Genomic DNA, 16,155 nt, shown 5'->3' with positions numbered 1-16,155 from the left:
CCACGCCGTTATGGTTCCACTGCACCGGGTACTTGACCGGTAGTAAAGACCGTAAAAGCAAGGCGGAAGGACACCATGGCTCATCTGGAAGCATTGTTCGATGTTGCGGTGATCGGAGGGGGACCGGCCGGGCTGAGCGCGGGCGTTGCCCTCGCCAGGGCCTTGCGCTCTGTGGTGGTGATCGACGCCGGCGAACAGCGGAACCTGAGGGCAGCCGGGGTGCACGGTTTCCTGAGCCGTGAAGGCATGAGCCCGCAGGACCTGGTGTCTGCGGGCCGGGACGAGCTGGCACGGTTCGGCGGGACCGCCCGCCGGGGATTCGTAGTGTCGGCGCGCCGTCAGGGCGGAAATTTTGTCCTCTCGCTCCGGGAAGGCGCAACCCTGACTGCCCGCCGGCTCCTGATCGCCTCCGGGATCACTGACGAGTTGCCTGCAATTCCCGGGCTGGCAGAACGCTGGGGGCGGGATGTCCTGTACTGCCCCTACTGCCACGGCTGGGAGATCCGGGATCAGCGGATTGGCGTCCTGGCGGCGGACTCCAATTCTGTCCCGGAGGCGCTGACCTTCCGGCAATGGAGCCAGGACGTAACCCTCTTCCTGAACGGCTCGCTTACGCTCAGCCCTGAGGAGCAGGAACAGTTGCGTGCCCGTTCCGTCCGGGTAGTTGACGGCATAGTAAGTGGACTGGATGTCCAGGCAGACAAACTGGCCGGGCTGACTCTTGACGACGGGAGTGTACGGCCGCTGGACGTGCTGGCTGTCAGTCCGGCAACCGTAAGCAAGGCGAACATGCTCCAGCGCCTGGGGCTGGAACCCTGCGGTCTGGACGAGGGGGAAGGCAGCCGCCTGCAGGCGGACGATTCAGGACTGACCTCCTGTCCCGGAGTGTGGGCTGCCGGCAATGCCACGGACGTTTCAGCGCAGGTGATGACGGCGGCAGCTGCCGGGTTGCGTGCCGCTTCTGCCATCAATGCGGACCTGGTGCTGGCGGATACGCGGCAAGCCGTAGAAGCGGCCCGCGCGTACGCCCACCAGTAGCCCGGGAGCAGAGACCTGCGGCAGCCCTCAGCTGGCGAGGGCCTGCGCGCTGACTGTGGAACTGACGCCGGGGTCGTCAATGGTGAAGCCGCACGCGCAGCGGTATGTCACCACGTTCCCGGGAACTGTTGACATGCCGATGGGTACAACGCCCGTCCCGTCCACGTAGACGGGCTGGCGGACGGGAAGCTCATCGGGGTCGATGCGCTGCATGGGCATGCGGCAATGCATGCGCGAATTCAAGGTGACCATCAGTTCCATATCCATTGGCTGGATGGGTTCCACGGGAGAAAGGTCTCCCAGCGTGCGTTCCCCAAACGCCGTCAACTGGTCTTCGGTAGCGGTGGCCATTACGTTCATCCTTGGGCTTCTTCACGAGGCTGCCTGCGTTGGCAGCCCCGCCGCGAACTGCTTGCGGAGGTTCATTTACCCCAATACCTAAGCATGCTTACTAATGAACGGGCAAATTCGATGTGGTCCGCGACACAGCGCCGGGAGGTCGCTTTCCGGCCACCGCGTCGTTCACGAGCTGCTTCCTACGCCCGCTTGCGCTGCCACTGCAGCGCGTGCCAGAGCAGCAGGCTGATGAGCGCTGCAATCCCGGCGAAGACCGCATAGGGCGTAAAGGTAAACACCAGGAACTGCGCCGGCATCCCGCCGCTGCCAGGGCCCACGAAGGTGTCCGCGTTGGCGAAAATCCATGTTCCGCCGCCAATGAGCACGGCAGTGAGGAGCCAGAGGGCGGCAATGAAGGGGTTGAAGGCAAGCATGCTGCCGCCCTCCGGGTTCGGGGCTGCCTGTTCGTTGTCCTCAGGAATGGGATTCCCGTCCCGGTCCACTTCCCGAAACCCGATCGCGTGCGCCGGTACCTGTTCCATTGTTCCCCCAGATCGAAGCGCAGCGTTCAGTGCTGCTGGTACATCAACCTTAGCCGCGGCGGCAGCCGCTACGCGCCGTGCCGGCTTCCGGTCGGCGGAGGGGCATTTTGCGTCAAATCCCGTGCCGCATGCCAGTCAATGACGCGGGAAGGAGTGGCGGAAACGCTGAAATTCCGGGGCCGGAGAGAAATAGAGCACAAAAGTTTGATTAAAAGGGTTACCTAAGTAAGGCTTACCTCTGTAATTCCCCAGCTCCTGACCGAAGGAAGACGAGTGTCGCTGATGCCCCGCCTTGACGAGTTACCCGTGGATGACCACCGCAGCAGTGGTGTGGACACCAAACCCGACCCGCCGGGGCAGGACTTCGGCTCCCGGGTGGAGCTCGCCCTGGGGGCAACCAACCATCTGTTCAATGCACGGAACTCGCCGCGCTACGTGGCGCAGGTACTGCAGGGCGTCACCGCGGTGGCCACCAAGCTGGAGCGCACCACCACGCCGTTCACCGGCGTCGAGCCTTCGGAAATGAAGGCCCGCGTGGGCGCCGTGGACCTGGATGCCCCACTGCCGGACACCGCGGCCGCGCTCCAGGAACTCGAATCCGTCTACCTCCGGGACGCCATCTACTTCCACGACGCCAAGTACGCCGCCCACCTCAACTGCCCAGTGGTGATTCCCGCCCTGGTGGGCGAGGCCATCCTGTCCGCGGTGAACTCCTCGCTGGACACGTGGGACCAGAGCGCGGGCGCCACCATGATCGAACGCCGCCTTATCGACTGGACGGCGGAGCGACTGCACCTGGGCGACAACGCGGACGGCATCTTCACCTCCGGGGGCAGCCAGTCCAACCTCCAGGCGCTGCTGATCGCGCGGAACCACGCCGTGGCGGGGCTCCGGCAGGATCCCGCCCGCAGCGGCCTCCGCCTCCCGGCCCTGCTGGATACCCTGCGGATCTTCACCTCGGCGGACAGCCACTTCAGCATCCAGAAGTCGGCCTCCATGCTGGGCCTCGGCTTCGACGCCGTCATCAGCATCCCCTGCACCCCGGACCACAGGATGGACCCTGCGGCCCTCGCCGAGGCCATGGCGGAAGCAAACGGTGCCGGCCTGACCGCCATGGCGGTAGTAGCCACCGCAGGGACTACGGACTTCGGCGCCGTGGACCCGCTCGCAGACCTCGCCGCCCTCGCCAAGGCCTACGGCGCCTGGTTCCACATCGACGCCGCGTACGGCGGCGGACTCATGGTGTCCGGGCGCTACCGGCACCTGCTGGACGGCACCCGCCTCGCGGATTCTGTCACCGTGGACTTCCACAAGACCTTCTTCCAGCCGGTCAGCTCCAGCGCCCTCCTGGTCCGCGAGTCCGCCATGCTGCGCCACATCACCTACTACGCCGACTATCTGAACCCGGAGAGCGCTGCCCTGGCCGACATCCCCAACCAGGTGGACAAGAGCATCCAGACCACCCGCCGGTTCGACGCGCTCAAGCTGTGGCTCACCCTGCGGATCATGGGTGCGGACGCCGTCGGGGCATTGTTCGACGAGGCGATCGACCTTGCCGCCCGAGTGGGCTCCCTCCTCGAGGCCGACGACGACTTCGAGCTCGCTGCAGCGCCGCAGCTCAGCACCCTGGTGTTCCGCTACCGCCCGGTGCTGGGCAGCGGGGAACGCCTGTCCGAGGACGCCGCCGACGCCATCAACCCGGCCATCCGCGCCGCAGTGTTCGCATCCGGCCAGGCAGTGGTTGCCGGCACCAAAGTGGGGGGCCGGCACTACCTGAAATTCACCCTCCTCAACGCCGAGGCAACGCTCGAGGACATCGCCGAGATCATCGGCCTCCTCCGCACCACCGGCGCCGGACTGCTGCAGAGCGAGGTATCCGCATGAGCACCCAGGACAACCGCAGGATCTACGACTTTGCCGCCATCGGCGTCGGGCCCTTCAACCTGGGCCTCGCCGCCCTCACCGAGCCTGTGGAAGGGCTGGAGGGCATCTTCCTGGAGCAGCGCGAGTCCTTCGACTGGCACCCCGGGATGATGCTGGAGCCCGCCCACCTCCAAGTACCCTTCATGGCGGACCTCGTCACCCTGGCGGACCCCACCTCGCCCTATTCGTTCCTGAACTTCCTGAAGCAGACGGGCCGGCTGTACCGCTTCTACATCCGGGAAAACTTCTACCCCCTGCGCGCCGAGTACAACCAGTACTGCCAGTGGGTGGCGGGGCAGCTCGCTTCCGTCCGTTTTGCCACGGCTGTGCTGGATACGGAGTACGACGGCGACCTGTACCGCCTGGCCGTCTCCGGTCCCGGTGGGCCTGGGGTGCTTTACGCCCGGCGGCTGGTGCTGGGAACCGGCACCTCCCCTTACGTGCCGGAAGCCGGTGCCGACATCGTTGCAGGCGCTGCGGCCGGGAGCGGGGGAGTGGCCTTCCACAATGCCGACTACCTGGCCCGGAAAGCCGAGTTGCAGCAGAGTCGCAGCATCACCATCCTGGGCAGCGGCCAGAGTGCCGCCGAGATCTATTACGAGCTCCTGCAGGAAGCCGACGTCCACGGCTACCAGCTGAACTGGGTGACCCGCTCCGGCCGGTTCTTTCCGCTGGAGTACACCAAGCTGACCCTGGAGATGACCTCGCCCGAGTACGTGGACTACTTCCACGGACTGCCGCAGGAGCGCAGGGACCACCTCAACAAGACGCAGAAGAACCTCTACAAGGGGATCAACTCGGACCTGATCGATGCGATCTACGACCTGCTCTACGCCAAGAGCATGTCCGGCATTGTCAATAGCCAGCTGCTGACCCACTCCACACTGACCGGGGCTCAGTGGGACCCGGCCGCCGGCACCCACACCCTGCAGTTCCGCCACGGCGAACAGGGCACCTCCTACACGCTGGACAGTGAAGCCGTGGTGTTTGCCACCGGCTACGGCTACCGGGAGCCGGCGTTCCTGGCCGGTGTGCAGGACCGGATAGCCCGGGACGGCGCCGGCAGGTTCGCGGTGGACCGGAACTACAGCACCGGCGTGGTTCCCGGCGAGATCTTCGTCCAGAACGCCGAGCTCCACACGCACGGGTTCGTCACCCCGGACCTGGGCATGGGTGCCTACCGCAACTCCTGCATCCTGCGGGAGATCACCGGCCGCGAGGTGTACCAGGTGGAGCGCAGCATCGCGTTCCAGCAGTTTGGTTCCCCGGCCGCCTCTGGCGCGCCCGCCGCACCGGCTACCACCGGAGCGGAGGTGCCGGCATGAGGTTCACGTTCCGCTGCCTTGACGCCAAGGCCGACGCGCCGCTCCTGCACAGTTGGGTGACCCAGCCCTACGCCTCCTTCTGGGGAATGCTGTCCGCCAGCGTGGCCGATGTGGTGGCGGAGTACGCCAAGATCCAGTCGAGCGGCCACCACCACGCGCTTCTGGGGCTCGACGGCGGCGTCCCCGCCTTCCTGATGGAGGAGTACCTTCCGGCGTCCTCGCCGCTGGCCGGCCTCTACGCCGTCGAGCCCGGCGACGTGGGCATGCACCTGCTGGTTGCCCCGCCGTCGGGAAACCCCGAATCCGGCTACACCACGGCGGTGATGGATGCCGTCCTTGGCCGGCTGTTTGACCGGCCGGAGGTGGAGCGCGTGGTGGTGGAACCGGATGCCCGGAACACCAGGATCCACGCCCTCAATGAACGGCTCGGGTTCCAGCCCGCCGGGGTGGTCACCCTGCCGGACAAGGAAGCCCTGCTCAGCTTCTGCACCCGCGCCGACTACCTTGCCGCCAGGGCGGCACTAGACACTCTTTCCACGCCCGTCCCGCAGGGAGCATCACTGTGACAGTCCACTTCGACACCTTCGAACCCGCCCGCCGCGGGACCCCCGGCGCCGGCACCATGAACGCCGCCCCGCACCTGGTCGCAGAGCGCTGGAGCAGGGCCAACCGGCACCTGCTGCGCAAGGCGCTCGCCGAGTTCTCGCACGAGCGGATCCTCACGCCCGAACCGGTGGACGGCGAGCCCGGCAGCTACCGCCTGCGCAGCGGCGACGGGCTCCACGAGTACCGGTTCACCGCCCGCGTCCTGGAGTTGGAGCACTGGGCCATCGATGCCGCGTCCATCCGCTACTTCCAGGACGGCACGGAAGCGCCGCTGGATGTACTGGGGTTCATCACGGCGTTCCACGAGACCTTGGGGATCAACATCCAGATGCTCCCCGTCTACCTGGAGGAAATCAGCAGCACCCTGGCAAGCCACGCGTACAAGCAGTGGGCCGGCCAGCCGTCTGCCGCAGAACTCGCGGCCGGCGTGACCGGCGGCCAAGACACCGCCGCCGACTTCCAGGCGATCGAGCGGAGCATGACCGAGGGCCACCCCTGCTTTGTGGCCAACAACGGCCGGCTGGGCTTTGGCATCAGCGACTACCACGCCTTCGCCCCGGAAACCGGGGCGGCGGTTCAGCTGGAGTGGATCGCCGTGCACCGCAGCCACGCCGTCTTCACCTCGAGTGCCGGGCTGGACTACCGGGCCCACATGGACGCCGAGCTCGGCCCGCTGGCGGCGGACTTCACCAGCGAACTGCAGCTCCAGGGCCTGGATCCGGAGCAGTACTTCTTCATGCCTGTCCACCCCTGGCAGTGGGAGAACAAGCTGACCGTGACGTTCGCGGCCGAAATTGCCAGCCAGCGCATCGTCTACCTGGGGACGGGGACAGACCAGTACCAGGCCCAGCAGTCCATCCGGACGTTCTTCAACACCAGTGTCCCGGCCCGGAACTACGTCAAAACTGCCATGTCCGTGCTGAACATGGGCTTCATGCGCGGGCTGTCGCCGCAGTACATGAAGGCCACGCCGGCCATCAACGACTGGCTGCGGAACCTGATCGAGGCGGACGGCGCCCTGCAGCAGCGGGGCTTCACCATGATCGGCGAGATCGCTGCCCTGGGTTACCACAATGGCTACTACGAGGCCGGCTCGGCCAACGGGTCGCCTTACCGGAAAATGCTGTCCGCGCTGTGGCGTGAAAGCCCGCTGCCCCTGCTCCGGGACGGGCAGCAGCTGGCCACGATGGCTTCGCTCCTGCACGTTGATGCGCAGGGCTTGCCAATGGTGTCCGCACTGATTGAACGCTCCGGGCTGGCCCCCGCGGACTGGCTGCGCCGCTACTTCGAGGCGTACCTGGTGCCGCTGGTGCACTGCCTGTACAAGTACGAGCTGGCGTTCATGCCGCACGGCGAAAACGTCATCCTGGTCCTCCAGGACGGGGTGCCGGTGCGGGCCATCATGAAGGACATCGCTGAGGAAATCGTGGTGATGGGGGACCGTCTGGACCTTCCCGAAGAGGTGTCCCGGATCAAGGCCGCCATCCCGGACGGCGAAAAGGTCCTGGCCATTTTCACGGACATTTTCGACTGCATCTTCCGGTTCATGGCGGCGCTGCTGGAGGACGACGGGACGCTGGGCCAGGAGGAGTTCTGGCGGACGGCTGCCGCGGCCGTGAAGGAGTACCAGGAGCAGCATCCGGAGCTCGCGGACCAGTTTGCCCGCCACAACCTCTTCGCCGCGGACTTCGAGCTGTCCTGCCTGAACCGGCTCCAGCTCCGGAACAACCAGCAGATGCTGGACCTCACGGACCCGTCGGGCGGACTGCAGATGGCCGGACGCCTGGCCAACCCACTGGCCCGCTTTGCCTGAGGACGCCCTGGGAAGAAGGCCGACTGGGGCCGATTGCGGGCGGATCCAGGATGGCCCGGCATGTAGCTAGGCTTGCAGCATGACGGCTAAAACCTCCGGAACCACAGCACTCATCACCGGGGCCAGCGCGGGCCTGGGCGCCGAGTTCGCACGCCAGCTCGCCGCCCAGGGCACCAACCTGGTCCTGGTGGCGCGGAACCGTGCCCGCCTCGAGGAAGCCGCGGCGGGCCTGGAACGGCGCTACGGAATTACGGCTGAGGTGCTCCCCGCCGACCTCATGGACGACGCAGGGGTGGCCGCCGTCGTCGAACGCCTCTCCGATCCGGAGCGGCCGGTAGGCATCCTGGTCAACAACGCCGGGATCGGGCTGCTGCACAACTTCGAGGACAACCGCATCTCGGAGGAGAAGAAGCACCTGAAACTGCACGGCGAAACGGCCATGGTGCTGACGCATGCCGCACTGAAACACATGCTGGAACGCCGCAGCGGCAGGATCATCAACGTGGCAAGCATCGCCGCGTTCCTGCCGCGCGGCACCTACTCCGCGGCGAAGGCATGGCTGGTTAGCTTCAGCCGCTGGGCCAACCTGGCGTACCGCAAGCAGGGCATCAGGGTAACTGCCGTCTGCCCCGGGTTCACCCACACGGAATTCCACGACCGGATGGGAATGGACAAGTCGGTGGCCCCCTCCTGGGCTTGGCTGCACGCGGACCGCGTGGTGCGCGAGGCCCTGGCGGACAACGAACGCGGCAGGGCCGTGTCCATCCCGTCCAAGCGGTACAAGCTGGTGGCCGCGGTGGCGCGGGTGGCGCCGGCGAAGCTAGTGGCGGGACCTGCGCGGAAGCCGAAGTAGGGGCGGAAGCCGGACGAGCGGGCCCCGCCCCAGCAGGGCGGCGAAACTCCGCGTTCCGGCCCGGCGCACCGCAACCACCACCAGAATTCCCACCAGCGCGCCCACCAGGGTCTCCGCGCCGCGTTCCAGGATCAGGAGCGCGGGGTCCATGGGGGCCGCGAGCTGGGTCATCAGCAGGATGACGGGCGTGAAGGACACCATGGCGAAGCCGTAGTGGCGGGCCATGAACAGCTCGGTGGTGAACTGGAACAGGATCACCAGCAGGGCCAGCAGGATGGCCTGCTGCCCGGGGAACAGCCCGGTAAGTGTCCAGGGCTCCGGGAGAATCACGACGGCGGTGACCGCCAGCCCCACGAACGTCCCCACAATCCGGTGGATGCCGCGGCGGACACTGCTGGGGAGGTCTGCACCCGCGAGCGGCACGGCGGCCGCCGCCATCGCCCAGTGCGGGTGGCCGCTGCCGCTGAGGACGCCGATGGTTCCCGCCGCTCCCACGGCCAGCACATACCGCGCCGCGTGGACGAGCATCTCCCGGTGCCCTGCCCCCGCCGGCAGGCTCCGGGAGGCGCCCCGCTGCCAGGTGCGGCGGCGGAGCCAGCCGCTGAAACCGATAACCATGGAGAAAGCGGCGGACCCGGCCGCGATCAGCAGCGCGGCGTACCAGGGAACCAGCATGGGAACGGAAGCGCAGGCACCAAGGGCGAGGATGGCAAAGAACGGGCCATTGGGCTTAAGCCGGACCCGGTCCGAGTAGGCGGACGCCAGTCCGGCGAGCACGGCCTCCACCGCAACGAGCCACCAGGAGTGCAGGTGGTTCACGGACAGGACAACGCCCACCGTAACGCCGCTTAGGAGCACGAGGGCGGCCTGGGCCTGGTGGATAAGCCGCAGCTGGTGTGGTTCGGCCCGTCCGTACATCCCGGTCAGCGCACCGAACACCGCGTACATGATGAGGTCCGTCCGGCCTTCAGCCAGGAGGAGCAGCGACGGGACTGCCACACCGGCGGCCACCCGCAGTGCGGCCAGGTGGTCGTTACTGGCAGGTTCCAGCCGGTGGAGGGCGCGCACCTGCTCCGCTACGCGCTTCATGGCCTGTTGTCCCCGCCTGTTCCCTTGCCTGTCTTCTACTGATTCCCGGGAAATTATCCCGGGCCAGTGCCGGGGGAGTCATTTCCTCCGGCAGCAGGCGGTCATACAAGGACATCCGCGTGGTGCCGGGCGCGCGGCAGCCTGACGCCCGGGCACGGCGAAGGCCCGCCCGGCATGCCTCCCCCAAGGAAGCATGCCGGACGGGCCTGTGGAAGCGCGGGCTACAAGAAGGTGCTAAACCCCGGCAGGAACCTTCTGGTCCTGGGAGTTGTCCGGGGAATCCTTGCCGGCGGCAACTGCGTCCTGGATGTCCTGGGTTTCGAACGGCAGCTCGTCCAGGTCGATCAGCGGGTTCTCGTCCTGGGTCGCCACCAGTTCCTTGGCCTCGGCCTGGGTGTCCACGCTGGGCATGGAGCCCGGGAGCGGACGCTGGGCGGATTCCTTCAGGAAGTAGATGGCCACGGCGCCCACCAGCGAGGTGCCCATCAGGTAGTAGGCAGGCATCATGTCGTTGCCGGTGGCGCTGATCAGGGCCGCCACGATGAACGGTGTGGTTCCGCCGAAGATGGCCACGGAGAAGTTGTAGGCGATACCCATGGCGCCGTAACGGCTGGACGTGGGGAACTGCGCAGGCAGGGCCGAGGCCAGGTTGGCCACGTAGAACGTCACCGGGAAGGCGATCAGGGCCAGGCCGGCCAGGGTGGACCAGACTTCACCGATGCCGATGAGCATGAACGCCGGGGCGGCCAGGATGACGGTGCTCAGTGCGCCGATCCATAGCACAGGACGGCGGCCGATCCGGTCGGACAGCTTGCCCGTCAGTGGAATGCAGAGGCTCATGACCACCAGCACCGGGATGGTCAGCAGGGTACCGTGCACCTCGTCGTAGCCCTTGGATTCCGTGAGGTAGGTAGGCATGTAGGAGGTCAAGGCGTAGCCTGCCGTGTTGGCGGCGGCCACCAGGATCATCGCAACGATGATGGAGCGCCAGTAGGCCTTGACGATTCCCACCGGGCCCTTGGCAGCAGCGTCATCGGAGGCGGCAGCGTTCTTGGCGATGTCCTCCTGGGCGTCCAGGGTGGCCTGGAACTGCGGGGACTCCTCGATCTTGCTGCGGAAGTAGACGGCGATCAGGCCCAGCGGACCGGCAACCAGGAACGGGATGCGCCAGCCCCATTCCTCCATGGCGGCCTGTCCCAGCCCCAGTTGCAGGGCGGACACCAGCGCGGCGCCGAGGGCGAAGCCCAGGTAGCTGCCCATGTCCAGGAAGCTCGCGAAGAAACCGCGATGCTTGTCCGGGGCGTACTCGCTGACAAAGGTGGTGGCGCCGGCATACTCGCCGCCGGTGGAGAAACCCTGGACGATCTTGAGCAGTACCAGCAGGCCGGCGGCCCACAGCCCGATCTGCGCGTAGCCGGGAAGCAGGCCGATGGCGAACGTGCTCGCGGCCATCAGCATGAGCGTGGCGGCAAGGATCTTCTGCCGGCCCATCTTGTCGCCCATCCAGCCGAAGATCACGCCGCCCAGGGGACGGGCGATGAACGTGGCAGCGAAGGTTCCGAGCAGGAACAGGGTCTGCGTGGCGGGGTCGGACTCCGGCAGGAAGACAGGCCCCATGGTGGTGATTAGGTAGCCGAAGACGCCTACGTCGTACCATTCCATGGTGTTACCCACGATGGTTCCGCCGAGTGCCTTTTTGAGCATCGGCTGGTTCACCACGTTGACGTCGGATTCCTTAAGCCGGCGGCGCGGCAGCCGCCGTGGTTTTTTCGCAGCCTTGGGGGCTGCCAGATCTGTTCCGCTGGCGTTCCTGGCGCCTGCTGAAGAGTCGGTCATGCTTCGGTCTGTGGGCATTTGGGCAACTCCTGTGGAGGTCATTTGCTTGCGACTTGTAGCTGCCCCGCTCCGGGCAGGCCTTCAATTTTACGGGAATTCCGTGGCGCACAGCCCCGGAATGCCGTAGTATCGACCACTTTGGGCCTGTTTCAGCGCGCGATTCGGGGTGACGTTTCCCGCCTTTTCCCGCGTCATTGCAGGGAAGACACGCTGGTGTGGCCATCGTTACGAAATCTTTTTCGGCGCAGCCGCCTCTTATGCCCCTTTGGACGGACGCCCGTACCTTAAGTGTGATCGGGGCCATGGCCTGTGCCTGTCGTGAAGGCGGCCATTTCCGCCCTGCCGGCATGCCGCCGTCGGCCTGTCCAAATCCCCGGGCAAAGGGGTTCACAGGCGGCTGCCCGGTGCCTATGGTGGAGCAATGGAAAAACCTTCTTCTTAAGCAGGCGGACCTGTGTGCCCGGACAGCGTCCGGCTGCACCCCGCCGTTCCTTTCAGGCCTGCGGATCGTGAGCCGGGGATGTCCCGGCAGCAGGCCGGCTGCGCAACTCCGCTGGCACGTCCAGCGGTTCCCCGGGGCCCCGGCCGCCGGGCAACACTTCAGTTCACTGCGGAAAGGAAGATCACATGGCTGACAACCGTGAAACCCACATCAAACCCGAGCTGGCAGACCACCTTGCGGCGGCCATGAACACTCCGGACCTGCCCGGACCGGCTATCACTGGCGGGACCGGAATGCCCAGGCAGAACTCGTGGCCGGACGGCAACGGGAAGCGCCGGCACCCGAAGGAGCGCGGCTCCGGACAGGGGAGGATGGGCCACGAAGCAGCGGTGACGGCCGTGCACCGCACAAGCCGGCCGCAGATGCCGCACTCGTCCTAGGCCCGGCCGGTTTCCGCCGGCGCCACACAAAACAACTATCGACACGGAAATTGCCTGGTGATCCCATTATTTGGGGGCGCCAGGCAATTTTCGCGTGGCGGATGAATCTTCGCGTCAGTCGTTCGTCTCAGGTCTCGCGGACCACCTCGGACGGATCCTTGTCCAGCCGCCAGCCGCGCCACCGTGGATGCCGCAGCCGCCCCGGGCCCGTCCACTCGCTGTACGTCACCTCGCCCACCAGTTGCGGCGCCACCCAGTGCGCGTCCGCTGCATCGGGGCGGGGGACGTCGCGAAAGGGTGACGTTTTCCTGGCCAGCCGCTCCACCGTCTGCCGGAGTTCGGCCAGTTCGCGGGTGCTGAAGCCGCTGCCCACCCGGCCCACATACTGCAGCTTGTCGCCGTCGGGGATACCCACCAGGAGCGATCCAACGGTGTCCTGGCGGCCGCCCTTGCCCGGCCGCCAGCCGCCCACCACCACTTCCTGGGTCTGTTCGATCTTGAGCTTGATCCAGGTGCGGGTGCGCTGCCCGCTCACATAGCGGCTGTCCGTCCGCTTGGCCATGACCCCCTCGAGGCCCAGCTCGCGCGCGCTCTCGAGGATGTGGTCGATGCGGTCGTCCAGCACGAGCGAGAGGTCCACGGGGCAGCCGGAGGGGCGGTAAAACTCCTCCAGCCGCTCGCGCCGCTTGCTGAGCGGAAGCCGGCGGAGGTCCGTTCCGCCGTCGGACAGCAGGTCGAAGAGAACCAGCCGGACGGGGATGGCCGTGCGGGCTTTTGCGACGTCGGCAGGCCGGGTGAGTTTCATGCGTCCCTGGAGCAGCCCGAAGTCGGGCCGGCCGTCCCCGCCGACGGCCACAATCTCGCCGTCGGCCACGAAGGGCTGCTCGGGCCAGCAGGAGCGGTCCGTTAGTTCCGGGTAGGTGCGGGTGACGTCGTTGCCGTTGCGGCTGAAGATGCGGACGCGCTGCGCGTCGGCCACGAGGAGGGCCCGCACGCCGTCCCACTTGAGCTCGAACTGCCAGTCGCTGCCCTGCAGGTCTGCCGGGTCACCGGCAGTGGCCATCATGGGGCCGAAATCTTCGGGGGAGGGAGCGGTGTCTGCCTTGGTCGCGGCTTCCGTCGATGCTGCGTCCTTTCGCGCCGCTGAAGGGGCCTTCGGCCCGCCAGCTTTCCCGGCTGGATCCACGGAACTTTCCGCTTGCCCGGCCGCGGGGGCTGCGTGCCGCCGTCGTCCGCCTGCCTGCTCCTTGTCCATGAGATGGATCAGCCACTGCCCCTCGGCATCCATGCCCTGCCCGCGGCCGGTGTGGATCAGCGCAAACTTCTTCGGGCTGCCCAGCCCGCCGCCCTCCGAGCCGTGGAGGGTGACGATGACCTCGCGGCCGTTGATCCACTTGTGCAGCTCATAGGTGCCGGTGTCCCAGATGGTCATCTCACCGGCGCCGTATTCCCCCTTGGGGATGGTGCCGTGGAACGTGAGATAGTCCATCGGGTGGTCCTCGGTCTGCACGGCGAGGTGGTTCTTGCCCCCGGATTCGGGGACGCCCTTGGGGATGGCCCAGGACACCAGGACACCGTCATGCTCCAGGCGGAGGTCGTAGTGCAGCCTGCTGGCGTGGTGCTCCTGGATGACGAACGCGTCGCCACTTCCGGCCGCGCCGCTGAACGGCTCGGGCGTGGCCTTCGGATCACGCATGGACCGGTACTTGGCCAGCCGGGGATTCGCGTCGTGCCCTTCGGAGCCCGCTGCTGACCCGCCCTGTGTTGACCCGCCGTGCGTGTCGACATCCACCGAATGGGAGTCCGCGGCCTGTCCGGACGCGCTGACGACGGCGGCGAACGGGTCCTTCCGGTCTTGCACCCGGCGCAGGACCTCATGGTAGTCCAGGTGCTCCAAGCGGCTGGAGCTGATCTCGCGCCACGTCCGCGGGGCGGCCACCATGGGCGTGGGCCGGCCCCGCAGGGAGTACGGCACGATGGTGGTCTTGGCTGCGTTGTTCTGGCTCCAGTCCACCAGCACCTTCCCCCTCCGGAGCGTCTTCTTCATGTCGCTGACGGCGAGGTCCGGATGGTCGGCCTCCAGGGCCCGGGCGAGTTCGCGGGCGAAGGCGGAGATCTGGTCCGAGGTCTGCGTCCCGTCCAGCGGCGCGTACAGGTGGATGCCCTTGCTGCCGCTGGTGACGGGGACAGGGTCCAGCCCGACGTCCTCCAGGATGGACCGGGCCAGCAGGGCCACCTCCCGGCATTCCGGCAGGCCCGCGCCCTCACCCGGGTCAAGGTCCAGGACCAGGCGGTCCGGGTTCAGCTGGTTGCCGTGCGAATCCACGCGCCACTGCGGCACATGGATCTCCAGTGAGTTGATCTGTCCGAACCATGTCAGCGTGGCGGGATCGTTGACCAGCGGATAGTAGATGGTCCGGTCCTTATGCGTGATGGCGGCGCGCGGCAGCCAGCCTGGCGCCGAGTCTTCGAGGTTCTTCTGGAAGAACACCTCCCCGGGATGGTCCGCGGTCCCCACTCCGTTGACCCAGCGTTTGCGCGTTGCCGGCCGGTTGGCGGCGGCGGGAATCAGGACATGGGCCACGGCGGCGTAGTACGCCAGGACGTCCGCCTTGGTGGTTCCGGTCTGCGGATAGATGATTTTGTCCAGGTTGGTGAGCGTCAGTTCGCGGCCCGCCACCCGGACACGGTCCTTACCTGCGGGCATGGGTCTTCACCTCCGGCCCGGACTGATGTTGACTGTAGGGATGAGAGCCATCTGGAAGGGTGCCATCGCATTCGGGCTGGTCAACGTGCCCGTCAAGGTCTACAGCGCCACTGAGGATCATGACATCAGTCTGCACCAGGTTCACAATGCCGACGGCGGCAGGATCCGCTACCAGCGGCGGTGCGAGGTGTGCAGCGAGGTGGTCGACTACTCGGACATCGAGAAAGCGTACGAGGAAGACGGCCGGACGGTGATCCTCACCAAGGATGAGCTCAAGGCCATTCCGGCGGAGAACAGCCACGAGATCGACGTGGTGCAGTTCGTCCCGTCCGAGCAGCTTGAACCCATGATGTTCGAGAAGAGCTACTACCTGGAGCCGGACTCCAAGTCGCCCAAGGCGTACGTGCTGCTGCGGCGGGCGCTGGAGGACACGGACCGGGTGGCCATTGTGCAGTTCGCGCTGCGGGAGAAGACGCGGCTGGGCGCGCTGCGCATCAAGGACGACGTCCTGGTGCTGCAGTCCCTGCTGTGGCCGGACGAGGTGCGGGAAGCCAACTTTCCCGCCCTGGACGCGTCCATCAAGATCTCCCCCCAGGAACGGGAGATGTCCGCCGCGCTGGTGGAGTCCATGGCGGCGGATTTCGACCCCGAATCCTTCACGGACGATTACCAGGTCCAGCTGCGCACGCTCATCGAAGCCAAGCTTGAGCAGGGTGAGTCGCTGGATACGGAAGCAACCTTCGGTGTGGAAGCAGGCGAAGGCGGCAAGGGCGAAGTCATCGACCTGATGGAGGCGCTGAAGCGGAGCCTGGACAAGAAGCGCGGGGGCGGGGCCGCTGCCCCAGCCGAGGAATCGGACGAGGAAGAAGTGGAAGAGGAGCCGGCCAAGCCTGCCCGCAGGGCTTCCGGATCGCGCGCGTCTTCCGGTGCGAAGACTGCAGAATCCGGAACCACCAAATCCACCGCTGCCAAATCCACCACGGCGAAGACCACGGCCTCAAAGTCCACGGCGTCCAAACCGGCTGCCACGAAAACGTCCGGCACCAAGGCCGCAGCCTCGAAGACGACGGCCGCCAAGACCGCAGCGACCAAGAGCACAGGCACCAAGACGGCGTCCGAAAAAACCACGGCGTCGAAGCCAGCCACAACCAAAGCCCGCAAGCCCGCATAATCCCGCAGATCCCTTTACAGCCAGTGCCCGCACG

At 66.7% G+C, this 16,155-nt stretch carries 13 protein-coding genes; 8 read left to right on the top strand and 5 right to left on the bottom strand.

The window, feature by feature from the left end; translation table 11 throughout:
* The first annotated feature begins 75 nt into the window (after positions 1-75).
* Positions 76-1,038, top strand: a complete 963-nt coding sequence (locus AC5RUO_RS15215; protein ID WP_494103954.1) for an NAD(P)/FAD-dependent oxidoreductase — start codon at positions 76-78, stop codon at positions 1,036-1,038.
* A gap of 27 nt (positions 1,039-1,065) precedes the next feature.
* Here AC5RUO_RS15215 and AC5RUO_RS15210 read toward each other — a convergent pair whose 3' ends face one another.
* Together AC5RUO_RS15210 and AC5RUO_RS15205 are read right to left on the bottom strand one after the other, a co-directional pair.
* Positions 1,066-1,389, bottom strand: coding sequence for a hypothetical protein (locus AC5RUO_RS15210; RefSeq protein WP_494011749.1), 324 nt, complete (start codon positions 1,387-1,389; stop codon positions 1,066-1,068).
* Positions 1,390-1,574: 185 nt separating this feature from the next.
* Positions 1,575-1,916 (bottom strand): hypothetical protein, encoded by a 342-nt coding sequence (locus tag AC5RUO_RS15205; RefSeq protein WP_494011748.1) that lies wholly within the window; start codon positions 1,914-1,916, stop codon positions 1,575-1,577.
* Between the two features lie 282 nt (positions 1,917-2,198).
* Between AC5RUO_RS15205 and AC5RUO_RS15200 the strand changes: the two genes are divergently transcribed.
* The 5 genes from AC5RUO_RS15200 to AC5RUO_RS15180 all read left to right on the top strand — a co-directional run bounded on the left by AC5RUO_RS15200 (position 2,199) and on the right by AC5RUO_RS15180 (position 8,436).
* Positions 2,199-3,800, top strand: a complete 1,602-nt coding sequence (locus AC5RUO_RS15200) for a pyridoxal phosphate-dependent decarboxylase family protein (RefSeq protein WP_494011817.1) — start codon at positions 2,199-2,201, stop codon at positions 3,798-3,800.
* Positions 3,797-5,164, top strand: a complete 1,368-nt coding sequence (locus AC5RUO_RS15195; protein WP_494011747.1) for a lysine N(6)-hydroxylase/L-ornithine N(5)-oxygenase family protein — start codon at positions 3,797-3,799, stop codon at positions 5,162-5,164. The genes AC5RUO_RS15200 and AC5RUO_RS15195 overlap by 4 nt, the downstream gene beginning before the upstream one ends.
* Positions 5,161-5,730: a GNAT family N-acetyltransferase gene (locus tag AC5RUO_RS15190; protein WP_494011746.1), complete on the top strand. Its 570-nt coding sequence runs from the start codon at positions 5,161-5,163 to the stop codon at positions 5,728-5,730. Before AC5RUO_RS15195 ends, AC5RUO_RS15190 begins: the two co-directional genes overlap by 4 nt.
* Before the next feature lie 56 nt (positions 5,731-5,786).
* Positions 5,787-7,583 (top strand): IucA/IucC family protein, encoded by a 1,797-nt coding sequence (locus AC5RUO_RS15185; protein WP_494104033.1) that lies wholly within the window; start codon positions 5,787-5,789, stop codon positions 7,581-7,583.
* Positions 7,584-7,662: 79 nt separating this feature from the next.
* Entirely contained in the window at positions 7,663-8,436 is a 774-nt protein-coding gene (locus AC5RUO_RS15180) for an SDR family NAD(P)-dependent oxidoreductase (RefSeq protein ID WP_494011745.1), read from the top strand.
* Here AC5RUO_RS15180 and AC5RUO_RS15175 read toward each other — a convergent pair.
* Together AC5RUO_RS15175 and AC5RUO_RS15170 are read right to left on the bottom strand one after the other, a co-directional pair.
* Entirely contained in the window at positions 8,404-9,525 is a 1,122-nt protein-coding gene (locus AC5RUO_RS15175) for an FUSC family protein (RefSeq protein WP_494011744.1), read from the bottom strand. The two genes, AC5RUO_RS15180 and AC5RUO_RS15175, sit on opposite strands and share 33 nt — an antisense overlap.
* A gap of 234 nt (positions 9,526-9,759) precedes the next feature.
* Complete coding sequence (locus AC5RUO_RS15170) at positions 9,760-11,379, bottom strand: MFS transporter (protein WP_494103953.1); 1,620 nt, start codon at positions 11,377-11,379, stop codon at positions 9,760-9,762.
* Positions 11,380-11,988: 609 nt separating this feature from the next.
* Here AC5RUO_RS15170 and AC5RUO_RS15165 point away from each other — a divergent pair.
* Entirely contained in the window at positions 11,989-12,243 is a 255-nt protein-coding gene (locus AC5RUO_RS15165; RefSeq protein WP_494011742.1) for a hypothetical protein, read from the top strand.
* Between the two features lie 127 nt (positions 12,244-12,370).
* Here the strand turns inward: AC5RUO_RS15165 and AC5RUO_RS15160 are convergent, their stop codons facing one another.
* Positions 12,371-14,950: an ATP-dependent DNA ligase gene (locus AC5RUO_RS15160; protein WP_494103952.1), complete on the bottom strand. Its 2,580-nt coding sequence runs from the start codon at positions 14,948-14,950 to the stop codon at positions 12,371-12,373.
* 40 nt (positions 14,951-14,990) lie between these two features.
* On the opposite strand from AC5RUO_RS15160, the gene ku reads away from it, so the two are divergent.
* Complete coding sequence (ku, locus tag AC5RUO_RS15155; RefSeq protein ID WP_494011740.1) at positions 14,991-16,121, top strand: non-homologous end joining protein Ku; 1,131 nt, start codon at positions 14,991-14,993, stop codon at positions 16,119-16,121.
* Positions 16,122-16,155: the final 34 nt, after the last annotated feature.

The sequence above is a fragment of the Arthrobacter sp. Y3221087 genome, from assembly GCF_059089905.1.
This window is presented reverse-complemented; position numbering and strand designations above follow the sequence as displayed.